The sequence below is a fragment of the Stenotrophomonas sp. genome (assembly GCF_032099025.1).
Lineage (GTDB): Bacteria > Pseudomonadota > Gammaproteobacteria > Xanthomonadales > Xanthomonadaceae > Stenotrophomonas.
Map to the genome: position 1 here is coordinate 51,872 of NZ_DAMCID010000008.1, position 17,666 is coordinate 69,537.

Annotated in this window: 21 protein-coding genes, 1 tRNA gene and 2 pseudogenes; 17 read left to right on the top strand and 7 right to left on the bottom strand. The window is 65.1% G+C overall.

Features of this window, described 5'->3' with window-relative positions:
• Window positions 1-13 precede the first annotated feature (13 nt).
• From infC to RT456_RS07600, 8 genes are all read left to right on the top strand, one after another.
• On the top strand, window positions 14-553 hold the full coding sequence (gene infC, locus RT456_RS07565) for a translation initiation factor IF-3 (RefSeq protein ID WP_172407481.1): 540 nt from the start codon (window positions 14-16) through the stop codon (window positions 551-553).
• A gap of 386 nt (window positions 554-939) precedes the next feature.
• The gene (gene rpmI / locus RT456_RS07570) at window positions 940-1,137 is read left to right on the top strand and encodes a 50S ribosomal protein L35 (RefSeq protein WP_017355265.1); all 198 of its coding nucleotides are present in this window, start codon (window positions 940-942) and stop codon (window positions 1,135-1,137) included.
• 10 nt (window positions 1,138-1,147) lie between these two features.
• Complete coding sequence (gene rplT / locus RT456_RS07575) at window positions 1,148-1,507, top strand: 50S ribosomal protein L20 (protein ID WP_017355264.1); 360 nt, start codon at window positions 1,148-1,150, stop codon at window positions 1,505-1,507.
• A 192-nt stretch (window positions 1,508-1,699) separates the two neighbouring features.
• Window positions 1,700-2,695 carry a phenylalanine--tRNA ligase subunit alpha gene (locus RT456_RS07580; RefSeq protein WP_313344651.1) on the top strand — a complete coding sequence of 332 codons (996 nt, stop codon included), beginning with the start codon at window positions 1,700-1,702 and terminating at the stop codon, window positions 2,693-2,695.
• Window positions 2,696-2,753: 58 nt separating this feature from the next.
• Window positions 2,754-5,135 carry a phenylalanine--tRNA ligase subunit beta gene (gene pheT, locus RT456_RS07585; protein WP_313344654.1) on the top strand — a complete coding sequence of 794 codons (2,382 nt, stop codon included), beginning with the start codon at window positions 2,754-2,756 and terminating at the stop codon, window positions 5,133-5,135.
• A 26-nt stretch (window positions 5,136-5,161) separates the two neighbouring features.
• A complete protein-coding gene (locus RT456_RS07590) occupies window positions 5,162-5,461 on the top strand; it encodes an integration host factor subunit alpha (protein ID WP_005410432.1) in 300 nt (99 codons plus the stop codon).
• Window positions 5,442-5,798 carry a MerR family transcriptional regulator gene (locus RT456_RS07595; RefSeq protein ID WP_068853353.1) on the top strand — a complete coding sequence of 119 codons (357 nt, stop codon included), beginning with the start codon at window positions 5,442-5,444 and terminating at the stop codon, window positions 5,796-5,798. Before RT456_RS07590 ends, RT456_RS07595 begins: the two co-directional genes overlap by 20 nt.
• A 67-nt stretch (window positions 5,799-5,865) precedes the next feature.
• Window positions 5,866-5,942: transfer RNA gene (locus RT456_RS07600), tRNA-Pro, on the top strand.
• Between the two features lie 83 nt (window positions 5,943-6,025).
• Here RT456_RS07600 and RT456_RS07605 read toward each other — a convergent pair.
• Window positions 6,026-6,234 (bottom strand): annotated as a pseudogene (locus RT456_RS07605) (arsenical-resistance protein); the annotation flags it as partial.
• A gap of 16 nt (window positions 6,235-6,250) precedes the next feature.
• Here RT456_RS07605 and RT456_RS07610 point away from each other — a divergent pair.
• The 3 genes and pseudogenes from RT456_RS07610 to RT456_RS07620 all read left to right on the top strand — a co-directional run.
• Window positions 6,251-6,663, top strand: a pseudogene (locus RT456_RS07610) (NAD(P)H-dependent oxidoreductase); the annotation flags it as partial.
• A 157-nt stretch (window positions 6,664-6,820) separates the two neighbouring features.
• On the top strand, window positions 6,821-7,246 hold the full coding sequence (locus tag RT456_RS07615; protein ID WP_313344658.1) for a hypothetical protein: 426 nt from the start codon (window positions 6,821-6,823) through the stop codon (window positions 7,244-7,246).
• An 18-nt stretch (window positions 7,247-7,264) separates the two neighbouring features.
• The gene (locus RT456_RS07620; protein ID WP_313344661.1) at window positions 7,265-8,224 is read left to right on the top strand and encodes an RES family NAD+ phosphorylase; all 960 of its coding nucleotides are present in this window, start codon (window positions 7,265-7,267) and stop codon (window positions 8,222-8,224) included.
• A gap of 71 nt (window positions 8,225-8,295) precedes the next feature.
• Here RT456_RS07620 and RT456_RS07625 read toward each other — a convergent pair whose 3' ends face one another.
• Entirely contained in the window at window positions 8,296-8,751 is a 456-nt protein-coding gene (locus RT456_RS07625) for a hypothetical protein (RefSeq protein WP_313344664.1), read from the bottom strand.
• Between the two features lie 471 nt (window positions 8,752-9,222).
• On the opposite strand from RT456_RS07625, the gene RT456_RS07630 reads away from it, so the two are divergent.
• From RT456_RS07630 to RT456_RS07645, 4 genes are all read left to right on the top strand, one after another.
• The gene (locus tag RT456_RS07630) at window positions 9,223-9,660 is read left to right on the top strand and encodes a GNAT family N-acetyltransferase (protein WP_313344667.1); all 438 of its coding nucleotides are present in this window, start codon (window positions 9,223-9,225) and stop codon (window positions 9,658-9,660) included.
• Window positions 9,661-9,926: 266 nt separating this feature from the next.
• Window positions 9,927-10,934, top strand: coding sequence for an HWE histidine kinase domain-containing protein (locus RT456_RS07635; protein ID WP_313344900.1), 1,008 nt, complete (start codon window positions 9,927-9,929; stop codon window positions 10,932-10,934).
• A complete protein-coding gene (locus tag RT456_RS07640; RefSeq protein WP_313344670.1) occupies window positions 10,931-11,329 on the top strand; it encodes a response regulator in 399 nt (132 codons plus the stop codon). Before RT456_RS07635 ends, RT456_RS07640 begins: the two co-directional genes overlap by 4 nt.
• A gap of 432 nt (window positions 11,330-11,761) precedes the next feature.
• Window positions 11,762-11,935 (top strand): DUF1328 domain-containing protein, encoded by a 174-nt coding sequence (locus tag RT456_RS07645; RefSeq protein WP_313344673.1) that lies wholly within the window; start codon window positions 11,762-11,764, stop codon window positions 11,933-11,935.
• A 421-nt stretch (window positions 11,936-12,356) separates the two neighbouring features.
• Here RT456_RS07645 and RT456_RS07650 read toward each other — a convergent pair whose 3' ends face one another.
• The 5 genes from RT456_RS07650 to RT456_RS07670 all read right to left on the bottom strand — a co-directional run bounded on the left by RT456_RS07650 (window position 12,357) and on the right by RT456_RS07670 (window position 15,368).
• Window positions 12,357-12,755, bottom strand: coding sequence for a type II toxin-antitoxin system HicB family antitoxin (locus RT456_RS07650; protein ID WP_313344676.1), 399 nt, complete (start codon window positions 12,753-12,755; stop codon window positions 12,357-12,359).
• A gap of 301 nt (window positions 12,756-13,056) precedes the next feature.
• Window positions 13,057-13,815 (bottom strand): transporter, encoded by a 759-nt coding sequence (locus RT456_RS07655; RefSeq protein WP_313344679.1) that lies wholly within the window; start codon window positions 13,813-13,815, stop codon window positions 13,057-13,059.
• 79 nt (window positions 13,816-13,894) lie between these two features.
• Window positions 13,895-14,317 (bottom strand): hypothetical protein, encoded by a 423-nt coding sequence (locus tag RT456_RS07660; protein WP_313344682.1) that lies wholly within the window; start codon window positions 14,315-14,317, stop codon window positions 13,895-13,897.
• Window positions 14,318-14,355: 38 nt separating this feature from the next.
• Complete coding sequence (locus RT456_RS07665) at window positions 14,356-14,589, bottom strand: hypothetical protein (protein ID WP_313344685.1); 234 nt, start codon at window positions 14,587-14,589, stop codon at window positions 14,356-14,358.
• 2 nt (window positions 14,590-14,591) lie between these two features.
• On the bottom strand, window positions 14,592-15,368 hold the full coding sequence (locus RT456_RS07670; RefSeq protein WP_313344687.1) for a MipA/OmpV family protein: 777 nt from the start codon (window positions 15,366-15,368) through the stop codon (window positions 14,592-14,594).
• 116 nt (window positions 15,369-15,484) lie between these two features.
• On the opposite strand from RT456_RS07670, the gene RT456_RS07675 reads away from it, so the two are divergent.
• Both RT456_RS07675 and RT456_RS07680 read left to right on the top strand, forming a co-directional pair.
• The gene (locus tag RT456_RS07675) at window positions 15,485-16,159 is read left to right on the top strand and encodes a response regulator transcription factor (protein WP_313344690.1); all 675 of its coding nucleotides are present in this window, start codon (window positions 15,485-15,487) and stop codon (window positions 16,157-16,159) included.
• A complete protein-coding gene (locus tag RT456_RS07680; protein WP_313344692.1) occupies window positions 16,156-17,511 on the top strand; it encodes a HAMP domain-containing sensor histidine kinase in 1,356 nt (451 codons plus the stop codon). Before RT456_RS07675 ends, RT456_RS07680 begins: the two co-directional genes overlap by 4 nt.
• The last annotated feature ends 155 nt before the right edge of the window (window positions 17,512-17,666 follow it).

The window sequence follows — 17,666 nt, forward strand, 5'->3', positions numbered from 1 at the left end:
CGGTTTGATTCCTCTGGGAGATTGCAATATCAGTACCCCTGACAACAAACAGAACCGCAAGAATCAGGAAATCCGGGTGCCGCGCGTACGCGTGATCGGCAGTGACGGTGAAATGATTGGCGTGTTGACGCGTGACGAAGCGCTGTCGATGGCCGAAGACGAAGGTCTGGACCTGGTCGAGATTCAGCCGCAGGCTGATCCGCCGGTCTGCAAGATCATGGACTTCGGCAAGTTCAAGTTCGAAGCGCAGAAGAAGGCCAACGAGGCCAAGAAGAAGACCAAGCAGGTCGAGATCAAGGAAGTGAAGTTCCGCCCGGTCACCGATGAAGGCGACTACCAGATCAAGCTGCGCAAGATGCGCGGTTTCCTGGAAGAGGGTGACAAGATCAAGGTGAACATCCGCTTCCGTGGTCGTGAAATGAGCCATCAGGAACTGGGTCGCGAAATGGCCAACCGGATCGAAGGTGATCTGGGCGAGGACATCGTGATCGAGTCCCGTCCGCGCCTGGAAGGCCGGCAGATGGTCATGATGATCGCGCCGAAGAAGAAATAACCCGTGGTGACACGCTCTGCGTGTCCTGCGCGGTACCGGACTGCCGCCCGGTAGAGCCACGCCCTGCGTGGCTTCGCGGACCCGGACCACGCGCAGCCACGGCGCGCGTGGCCCAGCGGCGCGGCGTCCCGTCCAGGTTTCCGGCCTTCAGCCCGGCAAACCCCGTCCGATCAACAGCTTGCACCCGTTCCCCGACCCATGCATAATGGGCGACCCCGTTTTTTTGCGGGGCTGCTGTTTTGAACGGTTTCAAGCTTTTCAACGGCAACAGGACCGGCCTGGTTCCCAGTGGGGATCCCGGGCTTACAAGCAGGCAAGGGCACGGACGGAAAGTGTGGCAATGCCACCGCCCTGGTCAGTGACAAAACATCATCAAGGACATTGCAATGCCCAAGATCAAGACCAACCGGGCGGCGGCCAAGCGCTTCCGCAAGACCGCGTCCGGCAAGTTCAAGGCTGGCCACGCCAACCGTAGCCACATCCTCACGAAGAAGTCGACCAAGCGGAAGCGCAATCTGCGTCAGACGAACCATGTTCGTGCAGAAGACGCAGGCCGTTTGAACCGTATGCTTCCCTACCTCTGAGGACTGACCCATGGCACGAGTAAAGCGTGGCGTACAGGCGCGTCGCCGCCACAAGAAAATTCTGACCCTGGCGAAGGGTTACTACAACGCTCGCCGCAAGGTCTTCCGCGTTGCCAAGCAGGCCGTCATCAAGGCACAGCAGTACGCCTACATCGGTCGTAAGCAGAAGAAGCGCAACTTCCGTTCGCTGTGGATCACCCGCATCAACGCGGCTGCCCGCATCAACGGCCTGAGCTACAGCCGTTTCATGAATGGCCTGCTCAAGTCGGGTATCACCCTGGACCGTAAGGTGCTGGCCGATATCGCCGTGCACGACGCAGCTGGTTTTGCTGCACTGGCCGAAAAGGCCAAGGGCGCGCTGGCGGCATAAGTCCATTCCCCGCCGTTGCCGTGCAAACGCAACGGCTGCGGGTAAGGCAATGCATGGGGAAGGGCGCGAGTCCTTCCCCATTCTTTTTTGTGGTGGCGGCAGCCCAACCGGGTGCCGTCCCGACAGCGGTGGCGACGGGGGTCGGCCCGGCGCACATCGCGAAGACATACCGACGCGAGGTCCAGGCTATCCATGAGTGACATCCAATCCCTGACCACCCAGGCGCTGGCCGACGTGGCCGCCGCCCAGAGCCCCGATGCGCTGGAAGCCCTGCGCGTGGCCCTGCTGGGCAAGAGCGGCAGCATCACCGCACAGCTCAAGCAGCTGGGCACGCTGCCCGCCGACGAGCGCAAGGCCGCCGGCGAAGCCATCAACCTTTACCGGGACGCGCTGACCCGCGCGCTGGGCGAACGCAAAGCCGTGCTGGAGAACGCTGCGCTCGACGCGCGCCTGGCCGCGGAAGCGATCGACATCACCCTGCCGGGCCGCCGCGCCGAACGTGCTGGCCTGCATCCGGTCACGCGCACCCTGGAGCGCATCACCGAGATCTTCGGCCGCCTGGGCTACGAGCTCTCCGAAGGCCCGGAAATCGAAGACGACTGGCACAACTTCGAAGCCCTGAACTTCCCGCCGCACCATCCGGCGCGGGCCATGCACGACACCTTCTACTTCGGCGACGGCCGCCTGCTGCGCACGCATACCTCCGGGGTGCAGGTGCGCTACATGGGCGACCACGCGCCGCCGCTGCGCATGATCGCCGCCGGCAAGGTGTACCGCAGCGACAGCGACCAGACCCATTCGCCCATGTTCCACCAGGTGGAAGGCCTGCTGGTGGATGAGCATTCGACCTTCGCCGACCTCAAGGGCACCCTGTCCGAGTTCGTGCGCGCGTTCTTCGAGCGCGATTTCGACATGCGCTTCCGCCCCAGCTACTTCCCGTTCGTTGAACCCGGCGCGGAAGTCGATATCGCCTGGCAGCAGCCCGACGGCAGCACCCGCTGGCTGGAAGTGCTCGGCTGCGGCATGGTCCATCCGAACGTGCTGCGCAACGTGGGCATCGACCCGGAGCGCTACACCGGCTTCGCTTTCGGCCTGGGTGTGGAGCGCTTCGCCATGCTGCGTTACGGCGTCAACGACCTGCGCGCGTTCTTCGAGAACGACGTGCGGTTCCTGAAACAATTCGCGTAACGCCGAAACCATTCATCACGGCTCCAGGCGCCTGCGCCGGGCCCCCCAGGGTGACACCATGAAATTCTCTGAAAACTGGCTGCGCAGCCACGTTCCCACCACCGTCTCGCGTGATGAACTCGGCGTGGTGCTGACCGCCATCGGCCTGGAAGTCGAAGAGGTCACCGACCTCGGCGTTGGCCTGGACCACGTGGTGGTGGCGCGCATCCTCTCCGCGGAACGCCACCCCGAAGCCGACCGCCTGCAGATCTGCCAGGTCGACGCCGGGCAGGGCGAGCAGCTGCAGATCGTGTGCGGCGCGCCGAATGCGCGCCCGGGCCTGGTCGCGCCGCTGGCGATGATCGGTGCGAAGATCGGCGACCTCAACATCAAGGCGGCCAAGCTGCGTGGCGTGGATTCCAACGGCATGCTGTGCTCGGCCAAGGAACTGGGCCTGGACACCGATGCATCGGGCTTGTTCGAGCTGCCCGACGACGCCCCGGTGGGCCAGCCCCTGGTCGAGTACCTGGGCCTGCCCGATGCCAGCATCGAGATCAAGCTCACCCCCAACCGTGCCGACTGCTTCAGCGTGCGTGGCATCGCCTTCGACGTGGCCGCCGCGTGCGCCAGCGAAGTGGTGCCGTTCGCTGCCGCCCCCGTCGCCGCCGTGGGCAGCCGTGAACTGAGCATCGCCCTGGACGCCGGCGCTGAAGCGCCGCGTTTCGTCGGCCGTGTCATCGAGGGCGTCAACCCGCGCGCCGCCACCCCGTTGTGGATGGCCGAGCGGCTGCGTCGCAGCGGCGTGCGTCCGGTGTCGCTGCTGGTGGACATCACCCAGTACGTGATGCTGGAGCTGGGCCAGCCGATGCATGCCTACGACCTGGGCACCCTGCAGGGCAGCATCGGCGTGCGCCGTTCGCGTGCCGGCGAAACCGTGAAGCTGCTCGACGGCCGCGATGCCGCGCTGGACGACAGCTTCCTGGTCGTGACCGACGCCGACCGTCCGGTGGCGCTGGCCGGCCTGATGGGCGGCTTCGACACCCGCGTGACCGACGACACCACCGCTGTGTTCCTGGAAGCCGCGCACTTCGCGCCGGCCGCCATCATGGGCCGTGGCCGCAAGCTGGGCCTGCACACCGATGCCGGCCACCGCTTCGAGCGCGGCGTGGACCCCGCGCTGCCGCGCACCGCGGTTGAATACGCCACCCGCCTGATCCTGGACCTGGCTGGCGGTACGCCCGCCCCGGTGACGGAGGCGGTGCGCGAGGCAGACCTGCCGGCTACCGCGACCATCGTGCTGCGCCGTGCGCGCATCGCCCGCGTGCTGGGCATCCAGATTGCCGATGCCGAGGTGGAGCGCATCCTGCGCGCGCTGGGCATGGACGTGGCCGCCGCCGCCGATGGCTGGCAGGTCACCGCCCCGAGCCGCCGCTTCGACATCGCCATCGAAGAAGACCTGATTGAAGAGCTGGCGCGCATCCATGGCTACGAGCGCATTCCCACCACCCTGCCGGGCGGTGCCGCGCGGATTGCCATGCCCAGCGAGACCCGCCTGGACGAGCTGAGCACCCGCCGCCAGCTGGTCGCCCGCGACCTGCAGGAAACCATCAACTACGCCTTCGTCGATGCCGCGCTGCTGGCCCACTGGCAGTTGCACGACAACGTGGTGGCACTGGCCAACCCGCTCTCGGCCGAACTGGCCGTGATGCGCCCGGCGCTGCTGCCGGGCCTGGTGGCCACGCTGGGCCGCAACGCCGCCCGCCAGCAGGCCACCGTGCGCCTGTTCGAGCTGGGCCGCGTGTTCCACCCGCAGGCCGGGGAGGGCACGCCCGCACCGCTGGAAACCCAGCGCGTGGCGGCCGCCGTTTGTGGCGATGCCGACACCCAGCAGTGGGGCCTGGCCACCCGCAAGGTCGATTTCCATGACCTCAAGGGCGACCTCGAATCGCTGGCCGCCGCCTCCGGCGCCGCGCTCAGCTTCGTGCCCTCGACCCGCCCGTACGGCCACCCGGCGCGTTCGGCCGAGGTGCTGCGCGACGGCGTGAGCCTGGGCTGGATCGGCCAGATCCACCCGCGCCTGGCCAAGGCCATGGACATCGACGTGGACGTGTTCGCCTTCGAGCTGGACCTCGCCCCGCTGGCGGCCCGCAGCCTGCCGCGTGCCAGCGAGCTGTCGCGGTTCCCGTCGGTGCGCCGCGACCTGGCGTTCCTGGTGCCCGAGGCGGCCGCCTGGGCCGATCTGGAAGCCACCCTGCGCCGTGCCGTGGGCCCGTTGCTGCGGCAGGTGACCCTGTTCGACCGTTACGTGGGCCAGGGGGTCGAGCCGGGCTTCAAGAGTCTCGCTATGGGCTTGATTTTGCAGGACAAGTCGCGCACTCTGACGGACCGCGACGTGGATGCGGTGGTCACCGAGGCGGTGGCTGCAATGGAGCGTGAACACCACGCCCGGATCCGCGGTTGAGCGGGCAGCATGGGGGGTAGCAGGCAATGGCATTGACGAAGGCCGAGATGGCCGAAAAGCTGTTCGACGAAGTGGGTCTGAACAAGCGCGAAGCCAAGGAATTTGTCGACGCGTTCTTCGATGTGCTGCGTGAAGCATTGGAACAGGGACGTCAGGTGAAGCTGTCCGGCTTCGGCAATTTCGACCTGCGGCGCAAGAACCAGCGCCCGGGCCGCAACCCGAAGACCGGTGAGGAAATTCCGATTTCCGCCCGTACGGTGGTCACCTTCCGTCCGGGCCAGAAGCTCAAGGAAAGGGTAGAGGCATATGCTGGATCCGGGCAGTAACCGCGAGCTTCCGCCGATACCGGCCAAGCGCTACTTCACCATTGGTGAAGTCAGCGAGCTGTGCGATGTGAAGCCGCACGTGCTGCGCTACTGGGAAACCGAGTTTCCCAGCCTGGAACCGGCCAAGCGCCGCGGCAACCGCCGCTACTACCAGCGCCACGACGTGCTGATGGTGCGCCAGATCCGCGGCCTGCTCTATGAGCAGGGCTACACCATCGGCGGCGCCCGCCTGCGCCTGGAAGGTGCCGGCGCCCGCGACGAGTCGGCGCTGAGCAACCAGATCATCAAGCAGACGCGCATGGAGCTGGAAGAAGTACTGCAGTTGCTCCGTCGCTGAACCATTTTTCGATCAAACCCGTTATACTTGTCGGCCTGCTGCAAAGCAGGGACAACACCAGCATCATCGGGGCGTAGCGCAGCCTGGTAGCGCATCTGCCTGGGGGGCAGAGGGTCGTCGGTTCAAATCCGGCCGTCCCGACCATTGTTGGTAATCAGATCAAAGGCTTGGACCGCAGGGTTCGAGCCTTTTTTCTTTTCCAGAATGCGCAGAATGTCATGGCGTCATCAGGCGCGTGGCCAAGCGAAATGACGTTGCTTCGGACGTAGCGCGACGTTCACCAGAATGATAAGAACCGGCACTTCAATCAGCGGGCCAATAACAGCTGCGAAGGCGACAGGTGAGCTGACGCCGAACGCGGCAACCGCTACAGCAATGGCCACTCGAAGTTGTTGCCCGCCGCGGTAAAGGCGATGGCTGTCGTGCGCGGGTAGTCCTTCAGCCGGAAGCTCGCCGTGCTGAAGGACCAGATCGACAGGCTTCCGCTAGAAGAAGCCAGCGTGCGCCCGACCTAGGGCCGCACGCTGGCGATGATGCAGGTCAGCGGGGCTCGCAGTCTTTCAATGTAGTGAACGCACTGCGCGTGCTCGGGCGATGGATGCGCATGGTCACCATCCCAAACCAATCTTCTGTGCCAAAGGCATGGCAGGAGTTCGACGAGAGCGGACGGATGAAGCCGTCGCCTTACTACGACCGGGTCGTTGATGTCATGGAGGAACTGGTGAAGTTCACGCAGCTCGTCCGGGATCTCAGTGACTGCCTGGTTGACCGCTACAGTGAGCGCAAGGGCGACGCCGAGGCGGCCGCATTGGCGATGGCGTCCGGCGCTGCCACTCGCCCAGTGGCCGCAGGAGCCGCATCATGAAGGCGAGGATCAACCACGGACCAACTGCCGAATACTAATAAGCTATTGAATAATAAAAGCTAAATCATGTTCTCAAAATGGTTGTAAGGTGCTGTTAACATGTTCTAAAGCGGGGCGCGTTAAGATCACCCACGCCCGTTTTCCGTTCGGTGGACTTGTGGAACCGTCTCTCTTCAGCACCATTCCCGCCCGCGATGCGCTCAACTTTGGCTACGGCCCGTCGTTTGACCCCAAGAAAGTCGCGGATTGGCTCGACCTCGACAAGAGGGCGGTGTCGCGGCTGTCGGCCGTATCGCCGTCGTCCGTGCGCTACGACAGCCACATTCCGAAGGCCGTGCGTGATCGCCTGGAAGAGATTGGCAGCATTGTGAATCTGGTAGCCCAGGTCTTTGACGGGGACGTGGGCAAAACAGCGCTCTGGTTCCGATCGACCAATCCAATGTTGGGCGATGTGTCGCCACGTGACATGGTTCGCTTGGGGCGGTATGAAAAGTTGCGTAAATTCATCTGTGCGGCGATGGCGTCCCACGAAGTGGTGAAAGGACGCTCGGTCAGTTCCAATGCGTCGCCAAGCGAGCACTGATGGTCTCAGGAAGATGACGTGTCCCGGTTGATCAAAGCAAAGAAGCAGCTACCACCCCGCCGGCGGACAGGCGGGCTCACTCCGTCGCTGTTGGTCCTGGACACGTTCTCCGAAAAGGACCTCGACGTCTGGGCGGAGCGGTCGGCGGATCTGGATGAGTATTACCGGATACTTCACTACAGCCTGGAGCCGGAGCGGCAGCGGCGCATGCCCGAAATGCAGGCTGCACTTCTTTCATGTGCAGCACCGCCGGTCGATTTCGAGCGCTGGTCCCGTATCGTCGAGGCGCGGTGGACGCTTGAGCCACTCTCCTGTGCCGGCGGCCTGCTCAACTATGGTGGCCGCTTCAGCGTTGGTACGCTGCTTGATACATCCCTTGTGCGGCCGTTCCCCGCGTTGTACATCGGAGAGAACTTCGAGACGGCATACCGGGAGATGCACCAATGCGAAGGTGGCGCAGCGCAGCTTGGCCTCTCTCCCGAAGACCTCAACCTGGGGGTGAGCACCACCCACTACCGGGTGAGGGGGCATGTAGATCGCGTTTTCGATGTTGGTAATTTGCTTAGCCTTGGTCCGTTCTGTGCGGTGCTGAAGAAGTTCTCCATCCCGCAAGAGCTGAAAAGAGTGTCCAAAAGACTGAAGCTGGGACCGCCAGAGACCGCGCTGATAAGAACACCTGCACAGTTGATGGACGCGCTTCAGGTGCGAAACTGGCGAACATGGGCGACGCAATTCGACCTGCCTGCTCCCAGCCAGCACTTCGGCGCATGGTTGCTTGCGGCTGGCTTCGAAGCGATCAGATATCGCTCGACAAAGAACCCGCTTGGCACCTGCCTGTGTGTGTTCCCGGACAATCTCACCGGCGATAGCTTCGTGGAACTGGTTGATCCTTCTGAGCCATCCGTTGTGCGCCGCATGGATAGCGCGTCAGCGGCGCAACTGTCTGGTCGCCGACACATCCCTACGTCGCAGCTTTAGCCGTCTGAGACACTGCCGGCGCCAACATAAACCCCGCCCGGCAGGCGTGTATGTCCGCTGCTATCCGTCGGTCACGACAGCGGTAGGGCCATGCAAGGAGCATCATCCAGGTCTACGATGGAGATCAGTGCCAGTAGATTCCTCAGCGTCAGGTCTTCGACCGTACCGGGGCAGCGCTCAAGTACCTCAAAGAGCTTGAGCAGATGGACCATCGGAAGGTCGTAGATGCGTAGCAGCTTGCGGGCTACGCGGAACAGGTCGTGCTTTGTCGCGTCGTCCTTGCCTATCAGGCAGTTCACGTGGGACACGTAAGGGCCCTTGGGGCCTGTGGACCAGATGGCCAATTGGAGTTCGTCCAGCGTCATGGCGCCGAATGTCTTCCCAGTGGCATCGAGGTGGTCTTCGAGATAGGTCACAAGCGCGGCCCAGTTGGCGCTGTTCCATTCCAGGGCGTCAGCCAGCAGGCCGAGGTCGTTCGCGTAATCAACGGTAGTGTCGGTAGGTGCGGCCAAGGTGTCGTATGACATGGTGGGATTCCTCATTTGGTGTTCGGAATCCGCAACCCCGCTGCAAATCGAGGTGGCGGACGGTACGCGGTTGCAGACCGGAAATGAGAAACCGGCAGGCCTTGCGGCCTCCGCGCACCGTCCGCCATAGACATGGCAAGTATCCGCCCATCGACGATACACGGCAAAAGGAAAGCGCCGTGCATCGGTCGATGGGCGCTGGTGCGCCTCATTCTTCGGGCTGCAATTCCCGGTCGCCGATTGTGCGGCGACACAGGGATGCTGCGCTTGGCGTGCGAGGACAGTCAACGCGCAATGGTTCGAACTGTGAGCGCGGATACCACTTCGCTTCCGCGAATCTGACTTCTATGTCGCAATTGCCATCGGATGGAACAGTGGCGCCCATTCGCTGATTCGCAACGCAGGATCAGCTAGTGTCTATAGCGCCATTTCCGACCAAGCTGGGCAGATAAACATATGACGACAAGACGATTGCGCGCCGAAGATCTGGAGGAGGCCAGCGCGGTATGCATGGCGTCCTTCATGGCGGCCGTTGCACCGTCGCTGTCGCCGCTGGGCGTGGAGACGTTTGCAGGCATTGTCTCGGCTGACGGGTTCGCCAATCGCATGTCGGACGAAAATGACATGTTCGTGTTCGAGCTGGCTGGGCGCGTGGTGGGAGTGGCCGAGCTGATGGGCGGGCAACACGTGGCCACCCTGTTCGTGCGTCCTGATTGCCAGGGGCAGGGGATTGGGCGGGTGCTGATGGGCGCCTTGCTCGCTTGCGCCCGTGGCGACCTTGTCACGGTGCGGGCCTCGTTGGGGTCGGTTCCGTCCTACGAGCGGTACGGGTTCCGGGTGTCCGGGCCGGTCGGGGAATACGCGGGGCTGGTCTACCAGCCCATGGAGAGGGCGCTGGCGCGGCCGTAGGGACACGCCATGCGTGTCTGCGCTTCGTTCCGGGCTCATGAACCCGGATCGATGTCTTCGGTCGTGGCCAAGCGTCGGTGGGTGCCCGGCGCGGCATTGGCGTGGCTTCGGGCGCTTGTGCCGCGCTTCGCGCGGTTGACACGCGCGGCGTGTCACTACGCAGTGCTGCATGCGCAGGGCGATGGGGTGGCGCAAACCGCAAACGTGATCCCATTTTCACGCGGCCGCTCCTATGCTGCGTCGAAGTGAACAGGGTCCAAGCCGTGCTGCTGGAGCAGGAAGACAACACCGCGAAGTGGCGCATCTATGAGGCCCTGCTGCAGGCGACGCCGGATCTGACCTACGTGTTCGATCTGCAGCACCGCTTCATCTATGCCAACAAGGCGCTGCTGGACATGTGGGGCCTGCGTTGGGACCAGGCGATGGGCAAGACCTGCCTGGAGCTGGGGTACGAGCCGTGGCATGCGGCCATGCACGACGCGGAGATCGAGCGGGTCATTGCCACCCGCCTGCCGGTACGGGGTGATGTGCCGTTCCCGCACGCTACCGAGGGCGTGCGCACCTACGATTACATCTTCACGCCGGTGATCGGGCCGGACGGCGCGGTGGAGGCCATTGCCGGCAGCACCCGTGACGTTACCGATCGCAAGCGGCATGAAGAGCACCTGCAGCTGATGGTCAACGAGCTCAACCACCGGGTCAAGAATTCACTGGCCATGGTGCAGTCCATTGCCCGGCAAACCCTGCGCAGCGCGGCCGGGTTGGACGATGCCAGCGACAAGATAGAAGACCGCCTGCTGGCGCTGGCCAGCGCGCATGACGTGCTGACCCGCGAAAACTGGCACAGCGCGGACATCACCGAACTGGTCGGCGCGGTGGCAGCGCTGCACGGTACAGGCGATGGCCAGCGCTTCGACGTGCACGGCGAGGCGTGCCGGCTGGACCCGCGCCGCGCGGTGGCGTTGTCCATGGCGCTGCACGAACTGGGCACCAATGCGGTCAAGCACGGGGCGCTGTCGGCGCCGGAAGGGCGCGTATGTGTGCAGTGGCAGCGGCGCGAAGTGGACGGGCAACAACGCATCGAGCTGGTGTGGCAGGAGCTGGGCGGCCCACCGGTGCAGGCACCGGCGCAGCTGGGCTTCGGCGCACGCCTGCTGGAACGCGGGCTCAAGCACGACCTGGGCGGCGAGGTGGACCTGGCATTCGAGCCGGGTGGGCTGCGCTATCGGGTGTCGATGCCGCCGGCCGCCGATGGCGAGCAGGTGCACGCATGAGCGCCCGTGTGCTGCTGGTCGAAGACGAATCGCTGGTGGCGATGATGGTCGAAGACTGCCTGGTGGAACTGGGCTACGAGGTCGTTGCGCTGGCGGGCACCGTGGACGGTGCGCTGGACGCGCTGCAGCAGCAGGTCATCGACCTGGCTGTGCTGGACGTCAACCTGGGCGGCACGATGTCCTTCCCGGTGGCGCAGGCGCTGGAGGCGCGGGGAATTCCGTATCTGTTCCTGACCGGCTACGACCGCAGCGTGATTCCCGAACCGCTGCAGCATCGCTATGGGCTGCAGAAGCCCTTCCGCATGCGCGATCTGGATAGCGCGCTGCACTCCCTGCAGGCGCCGGAAAGCGGCGCCGGTACGGCAACCGACGGCGACGCTCCGGTCCTGCGCTGAGCGCGCAGGCCGACGCGCGTCAGGTAATGGCGCGGATCACTTCTTCAATCAGCACGACATAACAGGCTACGAAATAGACCTTGAGCAGTGCGGGATGCTGCTTGGAGACGAATGCGCGCATGACGTTCGATGGCTGGATGGGACGTCATCATTGTGACCAAGCTGTGAAATTGCGGCAATGGTCACACATTTAGCGATGTGATGACTTTACGTTTAAAAAGCCTGCAAATTCAGTGGCTTGTAGATTGTCCCAAATGCATTGACCTTACCGTTCGTCGGAAAAGCCCTACAGACAGTGTGAAGACAGCGTGCTAGCGCTCACGGCGAATCTGCCGCCTTCACACGCCGCGTGCGACCCATTCACGAGCGTGGGACACGGCGATCGCTAGCGTGAAGGCTTGTCAGTCATCCCGATCCGGGTAAAGGAACAACATGATCAAGTGGGCCATCATTTTCGCCATCATCGGCCTCATTGCCGGTGCCCTGGGCTTCGCCGGCATCGGTGGCGCGGCCATCGGCGTGGCCAAGTTCCTGTTCTGGGCGGGCATCATCATTGCCGTCATCCTGTTCCTGCTGGGCATGACGGTGGCCAAGAAGGTCAGTTGACATCGCCATGGGCACGGCCGTGAGCAAGGGTCTGCGGGTCACCGCCGGCCCTCGCTGCACCGGCGGGCGCACGTCCGGCAGAATCCAGAAGCCGTTGTCCAGATACGGGCGGCGGGCGTCCTTTTCTCCTTCAGAACACGCCGCACTGCCACGTTCGGGGGCCTCTTCATCGACATCGCCTGACGGCATGCCGGCCTCAACCTGAAGCTGCCGCAGCACGGCGTCGAAGGCGTCAGCGGCGGATTCCGCGCCGCCAGGATCGGCTTCATCTGTGTCCATGCCAGGGGGCTGCTGCTCAACAGTTGGGGGGAGTCGCATCGCGTGCCGTTTGCTGCCACAGGGTGGGACGAGCACGGTGGCGCGGCAGAGCACAGCGTTCAACCAAACGAGTTGCAGTTGGCTGGCGTTCGGAGGATTCCGATCAGGCGTTTGGCTTGATGCTCAACTCATGCTCGGCAGCCATGGCAAGAAACGCCGAGCGTGACATTCGCCGTGCCGCCGCCGCTTTGTCGATCTTGCCAACAAGATGCTCGGGCAAGCTGATATTCAGGCGGACCGCTCGCGTGTTGACCTTGGTGAGGTCGACATCGACGAACATCCAGAACCCATCCTGATACTGCGGTTGCGCAAGGTACGCGGTGACTGCGGAGGCGGGGGGCGGCGTTTTTTCCTCGCCGTCATACATCAGTTCCACTGCCTCCTGGATCATGGCCGGAAGCTCTTCAAGCTGGTCTGCTGCGGAATGTACTCCGGGCAGGTCCGGGACGATGGCGCCAAATGCGCTGTCCTCCTGCTGATGAACGTACACGGGGTAAAGCATCACTTTCTCCATCCGGCTTGCCGCAGAACGCTGTTGACGGTTCCCAATGGGAGGTCCTTCTTTGGATGAGGAAGAATCACAGTCCTCTCTCCGTGGCGCAGCTTATGGTGGCTCCCGCGAACGGAGACAATCTCAAAGCCTGCGGCTAGCAAACGTCTCAAGAGTTCGCGACTGTCCATCGGGGTAGAAGCACATGCCGGGAACTGCATGTCTACACAATCTTACACAACGATTCCGGCAAGTTCATCAATTTTATCGATGCATCTACAGACGCCCCAGCGCGCCGCTCGCTCCCCACCGCTCAATCGAAGTAGAACGACACCCCCAGCCCGGCCTGTACATCCGGGCTGTTGCGGTCCAGGCCGAGATCGACGGAGGCGTCCAGCTGGGTGCGTGGCGTCACCCTCCAGGTGAGGCCTGCACCGGCGACGGACGTGGAGGGCTCGCCGTTGGTATGGGTGAATCCCGCTTCGAGGAAGCCGGTCACGGTGTCGGTAATGGCCAGGTTGAGGCTGGGCGACCAGGTGAATGCATCCTCGCCGGCGCCGCGGGTGGCATTGGCATACAGCGCGCCGGTCCAGCGTTCATTGAAGGTGTACTCATAGCTGGCGCCCAGTTCGTACTGTGTGCCGCCTTCGCCGAACGCGCGCGAACCGGTGTCGAAGCTGCTGCTGGCAAGCACGGCCAGCGCGTGGCGGTCGGAGCCGAGGGGCAGGGCGTACTTCAGCGCGATGCCGGTGTCGCCCGCGCCGCGCGTGGTGGTGGAGGGCGCGTTGCGGGGCGCCTCGCGCAGGCGGTTCCAGGGGTTGCCGAACACCTGCAGCTCCAGGTCCGCGCCCAGGCCGACGCGTAGGCGGAGGTCGCTGCCGAACTGCGTGCTCAGCGTGCCTTCTTCATCGCGGTCACGTTCGTAATCGGGCAGGCCAAGCTCCAGCGCGACACCGCCGCGTGGCAGTGATTCGGCCGAGAAGCCCAGGCCCGGGCGGTCGAAGGCGGGCGGCGCTTCGTCGTCCTGCTGCGCCCAGGCGGGCAGGGCCAGCGTTACCAGCAACAGTCCCATCCAACTACGCATTGATGCATCCACCGCCAGGAAACGGCAGCAGCTTAGCGGTGCGCCTGCAACGCGCCGTGAGGGCGTTTCAGGCCGGACGGGTCAGCGCAAGCAGGCCGTCCAGCAGGCGTGCCGCACGCGGGCGGCCATCGTCATCGATGGGGCAGGCCATCGACTGCAACCAGAACCCGTGCGCGGCACGGCGCGCGGCGGTGAGCCGGTGGTCGTCGCCTTCGCCGGGATAGCGCAGCAGCTGCGCCTGGATCCAGCGCTTGAGGGCCTGTGCGATCTCCGGGTCGGGCCGGCCGCGCGGCGCGCCGGCATCCGGATCGTGCGGCTGCAGGCAGGCGCGGAACAACGCCGTGACATAGGCGCGCGAGAAGCGCCCATGGGTGTCCGGGTCCTGGTCCACCAACGCCTGGACCGCGCGGTCGAACTCGACCAGCGCTGTGGCAAGCGCGGGTGCATCGGTCGGTTCGGTGGTGCTGAGCAGGGGGAAGGGGCGGCTCATGCGGATTCCTGGTGGCGGGGGAGGACCCACCGCGCGGTTCACGGCGCGGCGTGTGCGTGCGGCAGTTGCGGCGTGGTGGCGCCCGGTTGTGCGAGCACGTTGCGCAGCAGCGCGACGACCCGCTCGCCCTGGCCGTTGCAGGCCAGTTCGAAGGTGGTCTGGCCACCCAGTGCGGCCAACGGCGTATGCAGGATCCACTGCAGTACGCGGGTGCGGTCCGGCTCGATCTGCAGCGCCAGCGTGGCCACGCGTCGTACGATGCCCTGGCGCATGCTCAGAACCCGTAGGTGAGTGCGAGCGCTGCCGAATCCATGTGGTTGCCCACGGTCATCGGGCTGTCCTTGACCGCATCGGAAAGCAGGGTGCGGCGCAGCGAGGCAGTGGCGGTCCAGTGCGGGCCCAGCGGCATGAAGGCAGTGAGGTCCATGTACGGCGCCACGCCGCTGCCGGCGCGGTAGCGTGCAAGACCGCTGCGCTGTGCTTCTTCGGTGCTGACGCCGAAGTAATAATCGTTGAGGCTGCTGCTGGCGTAATTCGCGCCCACGCCGGGAATCAGCGTGACCCGGCCGGTCGGGATCGGGTACGCATATTTCGCATCGGCGGCCAGACCACCGCCGTGGCCGCTGACCTCGGCCTGCACGTTGCCCTGCAGCACGCCCCATGGCGCGGTATGCCGTACCGCCACGCCGGCCATCGCCGACAGGCTGCGGTTGGACAGCTGGCGCAGCTGCACGTCGTCGGTGTCCTTGTGTTTGAAGCGCATGAAGTAGGGCGAGGCCAGCAGCGAGACTTCGGTGCGGTCGGTGTTGAACAGCGTGTAGCCGACGCTGCCGCCACGGAAGTGGAACTTCCTGCCTTCGTAGTTGATCACGGGCACCGGCAACACATCGGTGTCATAGCCGGCGTAGGGTGACTTCTGCGCGGCCACGGCCAGGCCCACGCTGCTGCGGGGTTTGGCCCCCGGGGCGGCCTGGGCGAGCAGGCTGCCGCTGGCCAGCAGGCCTATCAGGGCGATGCCCGCTGCCGCTGTCTTCCGTGAACCGATCTGCATGTGGTGGTGCTCCTGGGGACGATCAAACCCCCATGGTGCCGGCCGGACATTGTGGGAACGTTGCGCCGGAGAGCGCGGTACCATCGGCACCCATTGCCCCCACCGCCCCCCACGCCATGCGCATCCTGCTGCTCGAAGACGATCCGGAACTGGCCAATGCGATCCAGGCCAGCCTGGGCCGCCATGGCATGGTGGTGGACGTGGTGGTGTCCATGGCGCAGGCCGCCGAAGCGCTGAAATCCTGCGTGCACCAGGTGCTGCTGCTGGACCGCCAGCTGCCCGACGGCGACGGCGCCAACTTCGTGCGGGTGGCGCGCAGCCACGTGCCCAACCTGCCGGTGATCATGCTCACCGCGCGCGATTCGGTGGCCGACCGCGTGGTCGGCCTGGACGTGGGTGCCGATGATTACCTGACCAAGCCGTTCGCGGTGGAAGAGCTGCTGGCGCGCATCCGCGCCATTTCACGGCGACCGGCGCAGATCACCTTGCCGGTGCTGGCACTGGGGCGGCTGCAGTTCGACTTCGTGGCGCGCCAGGCCAGCGTGCACGGGGCGCTGCTGGCACTGCCGCGCCGCCAGTTGCTGGTGCTTGAAGCGTTGGCGCTGCGACAGGGCCGGACCGTGGCGCGTGCCGCGCTGCAGGAGGCGGTGTATGGGTTCGACGATGAGATCCAGTCCAATGCGTTGGACGCGCATGTATCCAAACTTCGCCGCGCGCTGGCCGACGCCGATGCGCAGGTGGAAGTGCACGTGATGCGCGGGATCGGTTACCTGCTCAAGGAGAGTGCATGAAGTTTCTCAAACCCGGCTCGCTGTCCTTCAGCCTGGCCTGGAAGATCTGCCTGATCCAGGTGGCCATGGTGTTGATCGCGCTCACCGGGATCGCGCTGGTCTACGGCGACCGCAGCACCGCTTACGTGGACTGGAAGACCAGTGAAGCGGTGGCCGATGCGATCCGCGTGCAGGGCTCGGCGTTGGAGGTGGACTGGGCGGCGGTGGATGCGGCGGCACCTGACCGCCCGTCCACGTTCTGGTTTGCTGCGGCCGACGAGCAGGGCCACCAGCTCGTGCACGGCACGGTGCCCGCCGTGTACCGCCCGCTGGTGGCGCAGTTGGCGCATGTGGAACCCACCGACGTGCGCACGCGCAGCCGTGGGCTGGAACTGGCCATGCGGGTGTGGGTGTCCGACCGCGAGGAAGGGCGGCTGCATGTGATGGTCGGTGGGCTGCCGCAACGGGGCTTCTGGCGGCAGGTGCTGGTGGTGATCGGCTACCTGGGCGGCTGGATCACGCTGCCGCTGATCGTGATCACGCTGGTGGTGGCCCCGTGGGCGATCCACCGTTCGCTGCGCGGTGTGAACCGGGTGGCTGCGCAGGCCGCGTCGATCCAGATCACCGAGCGCGGGCGCGGGCTGGATACGCATGCGGTGCCGCGCGAGATCGTGCCGCTGGTGGATGCGTTCAACGCGGCGGTGCGCCGCATCGGCGAGAGCTACGACGCGCAGGACCGCTTCCTGGTGAGTGCGGCGCACGAGCTGCGCATGCCCATCGCCATTCTGGCCACGCGCATTGCCGACCTGCCGCCCGGGCAGGTGCGGTCGCGCCTGCAACGCGACCTGGGCCGGTTGAGCAATATCGCCGAGCAGCTGCTGGACCTGCAGCGGCTTGACCACCACCGCAGCCAACACCAGCGCATCGACCTGGCGGCCCTGATCCGTGAAGTGGCCGCCGATGTCGCGCCGCTGCTCATCGATGCCGGGTATGAGTTCGCGGTGGAGGCGCCGGAGGCACCGGTATGGGTACGCGGCGATCCCGATGCGCTGCACCGGGTGATCAGCGGCCTGCTGCAGAACGCGATTGCGCATGGCGGTGGCCGTGGCCTGGTGGTGGTGGAACTGCAGCCCGGTGGTCTGCTGTCGGTGAGCGATGAAGGCGACGGCGTGCCCGAGCAGGCGCGGCAATCCATCTTCGAGCCGTTCCACCGGCTGCGCCCCAGCGGCAGCGGCAGCGGGCTGGGGCTGTACCTGGCGCGCGAGATCATGCTGCGCCATGCAGGCAGCATCGTGGCCGAGGAAGCGGCCGGCGGCGGCGCGCGGTTCGTGATGACGCTGCCGGTGGACCACGTCGAGCCTGTGCGCGGCTGACGTTGGCGGGTCCATCACCGTTGCATCAGACCGGCCCGGGCGCTTGGCCGGTAGGTCCCCGGCGGCGCGATTACCGCCATCGGGTAAATCCGGATAGGGGCGTAGGTCTGGTGCCAATATCAGACTAATCCGATAGTGCCGCGCTATGACGGGTC